This is a genomic window from Pseudoalteromonas sp. Z1A6 (genome assembly GCF_011378745.1).
GTDB lineage: Bacteria > Pseudomonadota > Gammaproteobacteria > Enterobacterales > Alteromonadaceae > Pseudoalteromonas > Pseudoalteromonas arctica.
The window spans coordinates 1-9,920 of the sequence record NZ_WTKW01000151.1 but is presented as its reverse complement, the minus strand read 5'-3'; the positions used below and the strand labels follow the sequence as shown (position 1 = coordinate 9,920).

Annotated in this window: 12 protein-coding genes; 6 read left to right on the top strand and 6 right to left on the bottom strand. The window is 38.1% G+C overall.

Annotated elements, in window-relative coordinates:
• The first annotated feature begins 139 nt into the window (after window positions 1-139).
• The 4 genes from GQR46_RS10990 (at window position 140) to GQR46_RS10975 (ending at window position 5,017) form a co-directional block, all read left to right on the top strand.
• The gene (locus tag GQR46_RS10990; RefSeq protein ID WP_165729438.1) at window positions 140-493 is read left to right on the top strand and encodes a metalloregulator ArsR/SmtB family transcription factor; all 354 of its coding nucleotides are present in this window, start codon (window positions 140-142) and stop codon (window positions 491-493) included.
• Between the two features lie 43 nt (window positions 494-536).
• Window positions 537-1,547 carry an ArsJ-associated glyceraldehyde-3-phosphate dehydrogenase gene (locus tag GQR46_RS10985; RefSeq protein WP_165740966.1) on the top strand — a complete coding sequence of 337 codons (1,011 nt, stop codon included), beginning with the start codon at window positions 537-539 and terminating at the stop codon, window positions 1,545-1,547.
• Window positions 1,548-1,571: 24 nt separating this feature from the next.
• Window positions 1,572-2,789, top strand: coding sequence for an organoarsenical effux MFS transporter ArsJ (arsJ, locus tag GQR46_RS10980; protein ID WP_165740965.1), 1,218 nt, complete (start codon window positions 1,572-1,574; stop codon window positions 2,787-2,789).
• Window positions 2,790-2,896: 107 nt separating this feature from the next.
• Window positions 2,897-5,017, top strand: a complete 2,121-nt coding sequence (locus tag GQR46_RS10975; RefSeq protein ID WP_165740964.1) for a methyl-accepting chemotaxis protein — start codon at window positions 2,897-2,899, stop codon at window positions 5,015-5,017.
• 103 nt (window positions 5,018-5,120) lie between these two features.
• Here the strand turns inward: GQR46_RS10975 and GQR46_RS10970 are convergent, their stop codons facing one another.
• Window positions 5,121-5,708 carry a TetR/AcrR family transcriptional regulator gene (locus tag GQR46_RS10970; RefSeq protein ID WP_010553549.1) on the bottom strand — a complete coding sequence of 196 codons (588 nt, stop codon included), beginning with the start codon at window positions 5,706-5,708 and terminating at the stop codon, window positions 5,121-5,123.
• 112 nt (window positions 5,709-5,820) lie between these two features.
• Between GQR46_RS10970 and GQR46_RS10965 the strand changes: the two genes are divergently transcribed.
• On the top strand, window positions 5,821-6,363 hold the full coding sequence (locus GQR46_RS10965) for a carboxymuconolactone decarboxylase family protein (protein WP_007586212.1): 543 nt from the start codon (window positions 5,821-5,823) through the stop codon (window positions 6,361-6,363).
• A gap of 62 nt (window positions 6,364-6,425) precedes the next feature.
• Here the strand turns inward: GQR46_RS10965 and GQR46_RS10960 are convergent, their stop codons facing one another.
• On the bottom strand, window positions 6,426-6,956 hold the full coding sequence (locus tag GQR46_RS10960; protein WP_165729440.1) for a hypothetical protein: 531 nt from the start codon (window positions 6,954-6,956) through the stop codon (window positions 6,426-6,428).
• A 52-nt stretch (window positions 6,957-7,008) separates the two neighbouring features.
• Here GQR46_RS10960 and GQR46_RS10955 point away from each other — a divergent pair, with 52 nt between their 5' ends.
• Window positions 7,009-7,401, top strand: a complete 393-nt coding sequence (locus GQR46_RS10955; RefSeq protein ID WP_165729441.1) for a DUF1294 domain-containing protein — start codon at window positions 7,009-7,011, stop codon at window positions 7,399-7,401.
• 55 nt (window positions 7,402-7,456) lie between these two features.
• On the opposite strand, the gene GQR46_RS10950 is transcribed toward GQR46_RS10955, so the two are convergent.
• The 4 genes from GQR46_RS10950 to GQR46_RS10935 form a co-directional block, all read right to left on the bottom strand.
• Complete coding sequence (locus GQR46_RS10950; RefSeq protein WP_007586203.1) at window positions 7,457-7,801, bottom strand: PEGA domain-containing protein; 345 nt, start codon at window positions 7,799-7,801, stop codon at window positions 7,457-7,459.
• 219 nt (window positions 7,802-8,020) lie between these two features.
• Window positions 8,021-8,353, bottom strand: coding sequence for a DUF600 domain-containing protein (locus GQR46_RS10945; protein WP_165740963.1), 333 nt, complete (start codon window positions 8,351-8,353; stop codon window positions 8,021-8,023).
• 87 nt (window positions 8,354-8,440) lie between these two features.
• Window positions 8,441-8,917 carry an SMI1/KNR4 family protein gene (locus tag GQR46_RS10940; RefSeq protein WP_165729443.1) on the bottom strand — a complete coding sequence of 159 codons (477 nt, stop codon included), beginning with the start codon at window positions 8,915-8,917 and terminating at the stop codon, window positions 8,441-8,443.
• A 4-nt stretch (window positions 8,918-8,921) separates the two neighbouring features.
• A partial coding sequence (locus GQR46_RS10935; protein WP_240922901.1) for an HNH endonuclease occupies window positions 8,922-9,920 on the bottom strand: 999 nt, incomplete at its 5' end.

Here is a 9,920-nt window from a genome sequence, read left to right as displayed (position 1 = left end):
CACACAACGACAACTAGTCGTTGTGTGCTTTTTTGCGTTTTAAAGCAAAATAATTTAAATATACAAATAATCGTATATTCACTATTTCATATGTTTAGTTTTTGTTTTATTGTATATGCACTAACACTGCGAGGACACTATGGAACAATTCAACCCACTTCAATTTTATAAATGCTTAGCGGACGATACGCGTTTAAAAGCAATGCTATTAATTAGCGACCAAGAAGAGCTGTGCGTGTGCGAACTTGTTGCTGCACTTGAATTAAGCCAGCCTAAAGTGTCGCGCCATTTAGCACAATTAAGACAATGCGGATTACTGAGCGACCGTAAGCAAAATCAATGGGTTTATTACAGTATTAATAAAGCCCTGCCTGAATGGGCTAAAAATGTATTAACGCAAACCCTGACTGCTAACCCTTCATTTTATGAAAACGATTTAACGCGGTTAAATACTATGGGTAATCGCCCTGAAAGAGCAGCTAGCTGTTGTTAACTAACTAATTAGTAAATAAATTAACTCATTAAGGTATTTTATTATGACGATTAAAGTAGGTATTAACGGTTTTGGCCGTATGGGACGTTTAACACTGCGTGCAGCAGTTGATTGGCCAGAAATAGAGTTTATTAAAGTAAATGATGTAGCGGGCGATGCTAAAACACACGCACATTTAATTGAGTTTGACTCAGTACACGGACGCTTAGCGCAGCAGGTTACTAGTGATGATAATAGCTTTAGTGTGGGTAAGCACACGATTGCAGTTACCAACAACAAAACCATAAATGAAACTGATTGGTCAGATTGCGATGTAGTAATAGAAGCCAGCGGTAAAATGAAAACCACTGAGCTGCTAAATCAATATTTAGCGCAAGGTGTTAAGCGCGTTGTAGTAACGGCTCCTGTGAAAGAAGACGGGATTTTAAATATAGTAATGGGTGTAAACGATAACCTTTATAACCCAAGTGAGCATAAAATTGTTACAGCCGCCTCGTGTACAACTAACTGCTTAGCGCCCATTGTAAAAGTGCTGCAAGAAAAAGTAGGCATTAAGCACGGCTCAATGACCACTATTCACGACATTACTAATACCCAAACGATTATAGATGCACCCCACAAAGACCTACGCCGTGCACGTTCGTGCGGGACTAGTTTAATACCAACCACAACAGGTAGTGCAACGGCTATTACGCATATTTTTCCTGAGCTTAAGGGTAAATTAAACGGCCATGCTGTGCGTGTACCTCTTACTAACGCATCCATTACTGATTGTGTTTTTGAGCTTGAACGAGGTGTTACACAAGATGAAGTAAACACTTGGTTTAAAAACGCTGCAAATAACGAGCTACAAGGTATTTTAGGCTACGAAGAAAGACCGCTTGTATCAATAGATTACAAAACAGATCCACGTAGCTGCACCATAGACGCGCTTTCAACTATGGTAATTAACAATACTCAGCTTAAATTATACGCTTGGTATGATAACGAGTGGGGTTATGCAAACCGTACGGCTGAGCTAATGCTTAAAGTTGCACAAAGTGATGTGGTTTAATCTTGTTTAAAAAGGTTTAACGCTATGTTTGCTCAGTTAGCTAGTTTACCAAGTTCTATAAAACAATATTTAATAATTACCGGTAATTACTGGGCATTTACCCTTACTGATGGCGCACTAAGGATGCTGGTGGTGCTGTATTTTCATCAGTTGGGTTATGGTGCATTTGCAATAGCCATGTTGTTTTTGTTTTATGAAATTTTTGGCGTAATCACCAATTTAGTAGGTGGATGGCTAGGAGCACATTTAGGGTTAAACAAAACCATGAATGTAGGGCTTGGGCTACAGCTTGTAGCTTTGGCCATGCTTTGCGTTCCTGGAGATTGGCTAACCGTTGCCTATGTTATGGCAGCGCAAGCACTGAGTGGCATAGCTAAAGACTTAAATAAAATGAGCGCAAAGAGCGCCATTAAGTATTTAGTACCACAAGACGATGCAGGGCAAAGCCAATTATATAAATGGATTGCCATACTTACGGGCTCTAAAAATGCGTTAAAAGGAGTGGGCTTTTTTTTAGGCGGCTTATTACTTACCGTATTTGGTTTTGTGGGGGCATTAATAAGCCTAATTGCTTTACTTAGTGTTGCGTGGGTTATTAGTTTAATTTTTTTAAAAGGCGATATTGGTAAAGCTAAAAACAAACCTAAGTTTAAAGAATTATTTTCTAAATCGCGGGCAATCAACTTACTTAGTGCAGCGCGTTTATGCTTGTTTGCGGCGCGCGATGTATGGTTTGTGGTTGCATTGCCGGTTTACTTAGCCGCTCAGTTTAACTGGGATCACTGGTGGGTAAGCGGCTTTATGGCTTTGTGGGTAATTGCTTATGGATTGGTGCAGTCGCAAGCACCGCGTATAACAGGGCAAAGTGATTCAAACTCACATTCAGTCAAAAAAGCGTATTGGTGGGTTGCTCTATTAAGTGGCGTAACTGGCATTTTAGCGTTGTTGATGCAATTTGATGTAGCGGTACATTTTACGCTTGTAATCGGCTTACTTATTTTTGGTGGTGTATTTGCTGTAAATTCATCGCTGCATAGTTACTTAATAGTAAGTTTTGCTAAAAACGATGGGGTGTCGCTCGATGTTGGCTTTTATTATATGGCCAATGCGATAGGGCGTTTGCTTGGTACGGTGCTTTCTGGCTGGGTTTTTCAAGTATATGGGCTTAGTGCGTGTTTATGGGTAAGTGTATGTTTATTAATTGCAGCCTCAATTACAACGGCACGTTTGGCTAAACTTTAAAAAACTCAACGTATTGTATTAAATTCAATTTGTTTAACGATATTCATAGCTTCGTTGGTTAGATCTACTAAACTGTATCAGTAGTTTTAATTTAAAGGGTGTGATGAATGCGAGAAATATCGTTAGCAAAAAAGTTACTCTGGCTAAGTGTCGGTAGTATATTTATAACTGTACTAGTGCTATCAGGCATTTTGTGGTGGCAGTTATCATCAAGTAATAAGCAGTTAGCGACCAAATCCGAAGAGTACATTATTGTAGAAGTAGAAGAAAAGCTTAATGCTCATGCGGCTGGATACGGAGAAAAAATTGCTGGCTTTATTAATGAAGCTTACCGTGTTCCTTATTCATTAGCGGCATTACTTGGCAATGCAGCAAAACAAAACACTTTAGACCGAGATACAGTTGTCAGTATAAATAAAGCGGTTTTAGAACAAAACACTCTCTTATCATCTATTTATTCTCAATTTGAACCAAACGCTTTTGATGGGCAAGATTCTCAATATCAACAAGGGTATAAGCATTCAGTAGATAGTGCTGGTACGTTAGAGGTATACATAACTCGCGATCAAAAAGGCATAATTGAACAACAAAAAGTAGCGAATGCCGCCGATAAATACATAACAACGCTTAATGAGTTTGGTATTCGCGAAGCGCAGTGGTACTTATGTGCAAAAGACACGCTTAAGCCTTGTATTATGGAACCGTACTTATACGAAATTCCATCGGGCGATTCGGTAATGCTAACTTCGTTAACCGTGCCTATTTTAAAGTCAGGCCAGTTTATTGGTTTAGCAGGCGTTGATTTAACTCTACCAACCTTTCAAGTAATGACTGAGCAGCTTTCTAAGCAGCTTTACAATGGTCAAGCTAAAGTAACCTTATTAAGTGATTTAGGTTTAGTTGTAGGCAGCAGTCATTATAAATCTAAATTAGGGCGCCCAATTAAAGAGGCTGTTAGTTCTACTATATTTAATGATATTGAAAAGTCTAAAGGGCAAAGCGGTATTTTTAAAACAAATAGTGAATATTTAGTAAATTATCCAATTGATATAAAACTAGCAAACACTCAGTGGTCATTAATCATAGAAGTACCTACAGACCTAGCACTTGCAGGGCCTGAAGCGCTAGAAAAAAACATGCAAGAAACAGCAGCATCACTCGGGTTTATTATTTTAATTACAGGCTTAATAATTGCTGTGGTTGCTTTTGTTATTATGAAATTAGTAATTGCAGGTGTAATAGCGCCGCTACAACAAATTCAACAGCGGGTTGATAACCTCGCAAGTTCTGAGGGTGATTTAACGCATACATTGCATGTTGATAGCCACGCAGAACTTATTGCATTAGCTGGTGGGTTTAATCGATTTTTAGCAAAACTACGTGATTTAATTTCTGAACTAAAAGCGGTGTCTGAGCAAACTAAACAGCAAGGCGAAATAGCACAACACATCGCTATTGATACTAAGCATAATGTTCAATCTCAATTTCAAGAAATTGAAAGTGTGGTAACGGCTATGAACGAAATGAGCGCAACAGCACTCGAAGTAGCCAGAGCATCAGAGCAATCAGCCCAACAAGCCGATGAAATAAATAGCTTGGTAGTAAGCAGTGAGTCGAGCTTATCGTCAGCGATGACACAAGTTAAAACGATGTCTGAAGAAATTAAAGAAGCTAACCAAGCAGTTGAAAAAGTCGCTTCGCGTAGTAAAGACATTACGCAAATATTAGATGTAATTCGTACTATTTCAGAACAAACAAACTTACTTGCACTTAACGCAGCCATTGAAGCTGCGCGCGCTGGTGAGCACGGGCGAGGCTTTGCCGTTGTTGCTGATGAAGTACGTGCACTTGCTTCTAAAACGCGTTCATCAACAGATGACATAAGCCAGTTAATTGATAGTTTATTATCTGAAGTAGGTAACGCATCTACCGTTATTGAAAAAGGCGTAGTACGTGCACAAAATGCCGTTGATGAAACATCAGTAGCTTTTGATGCTCTGCACAGTGTTGTCGTTAAAGTTGATGAAATAACCAATCAAATTACACATATTGCCACCGCTGCCGAAGAGCAAAGCTTAGTGACTGAAGAAATAAACCGTAATTTAACGCTTATATCTGATGCCGCATCGCAACTTGCTGACTTATCTACACAAGCAGGGGATAGCAGCGAAGCGCTTAATGCACTTGTTGCCCAGCAAGATAATGAGCTAAATAAGCTTAAAACGTAACTTATAAATTAAGTTTTAAGCACAAAAAAATGGCCAGTAAATACTGGCCATTTTTATTTAGTAAAATAAGTATGACTTATTGAGAATGCGCGATAACTGCTATTTATAACTTTTTAATCAACATAAACATTTGGTTGATCATTGGCTCAGCAAATTGCTCTACATTAGGACGATTAAAATAACCGCGTAAACCTGTAAATTGCACCTGAAAAAAGCGCGCATATTCAACAGCGGTCAACGTATTACTTAACTCACCTTTGTTTATTGCTTGTGTAAACAACTGCGTTAAATAAGCTTCAAATTGAGCTGTTAAATCTAAGCTTAACTCGTATAGGTTTGAGTCTTTTTCTGCAAACTCGCTGTTTGCTTTAACCAGCATACAAATAGCGCTTGGGCTGCAATCTTTTGTTTTAATTACCACGTTTTCAACAAACGCACGTAATCCACCAAGTACTGTATCGGCACTTGATAAAAACCCCTCTATTTGGGTTTTCATTTGTACTGTGTAATCTTTCAGCGATTCGCAGTATAGCCCTTCTTTAGAGCCAAACGCAGAGTAAATACTACCCGGGCGCATATTAACGGCTTCTTGTAAGTCACGCGTTGAGGTTGCATGAAAACCTTTTTGCCAAAATAGCTGGCTTGCAACGCGAACTACATTATCGCGTTCAAATTTAACCTTATTAGCCATATCATTCTCAATCAATTTGAACATTTGCTCAATTTTAACTTGAACAGTCGCTCAAAATCAAATACTATGTGTCTCGAAGTTACTTAAAACTATTAATTATTAGGAGCTAACCATGGCCGAATTTACTTTATACACTCAAGAAAACGCACCAGAAGAAGCAAAACCGTTACTAGCTGATTCAGTAGCAGCATTTGGTATGCTTCCTAACTTACATGCAGTAATGGCTGAAGCACCAACATTACTTAAAGGTTACCAAGTACTGCATGAGCTGTTTCAAAAAACATCATTCAATGCAGAAGAGCTAACAGTAGTATGGCAATCAATTAACGTTGAGCACGCATGTCATTACTGTGTTCCTGCTCACAGTGGTATTGCAGCGGCAATGAAAGTTGATCAAGGTGTTGTTGATGCACTTGTAAACAAAACACCACTTGAAAACCCTAAGCTAGAAACTCTTCGTGAAACTACACTCGCAATGACACGTGAACGTGGCGTGATCAGCGATGAGCAAATCGAAAAATTCTTTGCAGCAGGTTACGGTAAGCAACAACTACTTGAAATTATTGTAGGCTTGTCTCAAAAAGTAATGAGCAACTACACTAATCACCTTGCTGATACACCAGTAGACGCTGCATTTAAAAAATACGTAAAATAAATACGATTTTATAAATGACAAAAGGCAGCTTTGGCTGCCTTTTTTGTGTTTATAAATCGCGGCTATTTAAATTTAACCGTTTTTGTACTGCGTGTATAACTTCTGCTTTCGGGCTTAGTCCATTCACCCTTTTTAAGATAAGAGGTCGATACAATAAACTTATCGTCTTTTAAATCACTAGTAGATTTAACCTTAGTCACTCCCTCTTTACTGCCTGTTACTTCCTCATAGGCTACAAACTGAGTAGGGCTTAATACCGTTATTGTGCCTTTAGTGTAAAATCCTGCCGTAGTGAAATAATAAAATACGAGTGACTTCTTTTTGCTATCATAAAAAATCATCGACTCACCGCCATACTCACCCTCGTTAATCGAGTGCATGGTACGAATAGCTTTACCGTTTAAAGCGCGTTCCCAACGGCCAACATCTTGTATTTTTTTAGCGCCTTCTGGTACTTTAAAGTCTGTTTGCCACGTTCCTAAGTAAGGTTTAAACACTTCTAGCTCTTTATCAAGGTTACTGGCAGTTTCATTAGCAAAGCTACTAAATGTGCATAAACATAATGCTAAGAATAGCGATTTAAAATATGTCATAATTTGGCTCTCGTTGTTAGGCTCTTATAAGCCCAGTATAGGTGATAATTAATTGATAAAGAAAATATTAATCACATTCTCATTGCTTTATTTAGCTGCCATTTGGTTAGCTTACCCGCTGCAATACTTACCTGTTTATATACCAATATATGTACCTGGTTATATAAGTGTATTAAGTGCTATAACTTTTTTAATGTACGCGTGGGATAAGCGACAAGCTAAGCGCTCTTCACATACAAAAGTAAACCGCACGCCAGAGCGTACACTGCAGCTACTTACATTATTTGGAGGATGGCCGGGGGCATTACTTGCTCAACAATTACTTCGTCATAAATCGCAAAAGCGACGTTTTATTATTGTGTTGTGGTTATGTATTTTAGTGAATGTTGGTAGTTATTTCGCAGTAGGATATTTGTGGCTTTATGAAGGATTTAATATGCCTTAGGCCAGTTATTAAATTAACCAGGCTAAGGCATATAAACTAAAACGTACTGAGAAGCTTACTGAGCCGATTGGCTTGCTTCCATTGTATCGAGTTCAACAGTTAGTATTGTTTTTTTATCAACTGAAACCCATTTTCTGTAAGTAAGGTATCCTGCTTTGCTTACTTCAATATCGTATTTACCTTCTTTAAGCTCAATACCAGCTTTGTAAACAGGGTTGATATTCATAATACGAACGCGAGCATCAGCAGGGTTAGTAATAACAGTTAATGAAATTGGTGCAGCTACTTCGTTAATCTCTGCAATAGGTTCTAAAACTACTTGCTCAGTTTCTTGGGCTGGAGGAGGTGTAGAACAACCGCTTAATAACAGTAAACCCAAAAGTGCGCTTAATTTTTTCATAGGTACTCCGTAAAATTATTTTAAATAATAAATGTTAAATGTCACGAAATATCATGGAGGAGTATTAATAAGTTGGGGTACCTAACTCGTCTTCCTTGACTTTCGTTTGTTTAAAAAACAAATTGGCGTACAGTTTAATATGTATCCAGCTCAGGTTCAATTATTGTTATTAATTTATGAAGTATTAAATAAATTGAACGCTATGCTTGTACTGCTTATTTAAAGTAATAAAGTATCTTCATCGTTATTATCGCGCTCAAAGTTTAAGTTGAATTGACCTTGTCGAGTTATGGTAAAAATAGCGCGTTGCCAATTTTCCACTTCATTTTTAATAGCATGGTTAAATAACGTTTTATACAACACAATTATATTTTCAGACACTACAATTTTATGCTGTGTTTCGTCATCTGCTTTAATAAAGTGAGCTTTGCATTCTGATACTTTATTATTTGCGCAATCTAAAATAATATGAGCTTCAAGCCACTGCTCATCAATTTGCTGATAAAGGTACTGACCTAGGTGTTGCGGGATGTTTTTAATGTCGGCTTGCATTGGCTGTCCTTAGCGTTATAAATGAATTTAAATTGAATAATCAAGCATAAAAATTGAATAATCAAGCATAAGGTTTGTCAATATGAGTTAGCCGAAAGACATCGCATCAAGGAATTCTTGGAAATTATTAAAAGCTTTGTAAAAAACAGGTGATAACTCTTCAGACTCATTATGATCCCATATTACTACTTTAGGGTTTATTGCATCTTCTTTGAAATCTAAGCATAAAAAATCACCACCAAATAGGTAAGCAAAAGGTAAGGCCTCGGCTCCAATCAAGTCTTCGTTATCTGTAAGCCTTTCCTCAATTTGAGCCATTACGACTTTAATTTCGTATTGCATAAGGCAACCATCGAGATTTTCATCTTCCGAAACTATTAGAAATCTTTCCAATACCCGCTCCTCAGAGTTAACTTTTATAATAACTTCATCTGGGGATGCACCATTGAATTTTAAAATAAATTCCCTGTAGCTAATTGGTAACTTAATATTAAAAAACATTTCTAATGAATCTAGCTCATCATGTGTTATAGAAACTTTTTTCTCTAAACTTAAATCTTTCATTATGCTATCGCTTTCCGTATGCCCAATGACCGACAGAGCGGCCACCTTGATGATTAATTATATTATGTGCGCCAAATGGAACTAACTCCATTCTCCCACTAATTTCCGAGTGATGCCAGGTGAAGCCATCAGGTCTGCCTCCAGGGATTCTTGAGTCTAGCCATTTAAATTGTTGGTAGTCAGAAGCTAGCCACAACTTTTCTGGTAAGGACTCTACTTTCTCTAATAAACCAGCACTTTCAAAGTCAGGATATTTTGTACCTGCTTTTAATTTCACTTCAGGGACTAATCCGCGTTTAACTGCATTTGCTTTTATTTCACGCTTTTGCTTTATTGTTAATTTATCACCGTCAGGAAAATTCTTCCACGACCAAGGTTTATTAGAGTTTATTAAATTTGCATATGCTTCAGTTTGGTAGTTTAAGTCATACTTAACAGGCCTATTACCTTTAGCCCCCTTTAAATCATTTCCTTTAGGCGCATCTAATTCATTCGCAACGGTCTTTTTAGGTTTACCCACAATACCGGTGCTTTTCGGCGGCTCGAATTCATCAAGGGCTTTGTTTACGCGATTGCCAATTTCACTGGCTGCGCCTTTAACGCCTTGGTCTATTTTAGGTGCTATTTCATCAAGCTGTTTAATAGTGGCTTGCATACCGTCTATGGCAAGCTGTGGCAGCAGTAGGTCGTATTGCCAACTTGTTGATATTTCATGGAGTGTATCGCGCAGGCCTTTTATAAAGGCTTTTACTTCGCTGGCTGCTTGTTTACCTAGGTTTTGCCAATTTATTTTACGTAAATACTGAACAGGGTCGCCTTTACCCAACTTACGAAGGACTGCAATAGCTGCTTCTATTGTGTCGCCGCTGTTTTTAATCACCACTTTACCGACGCCTTTTACCGCGGAGCCGAGCACAGGCACTAAACCTATCGCGGTGAGCGTAAAGGCTATCCATCCATCACTGTCGTTGGCTTTATCGTCATCAGTCAGTAGCATTACATT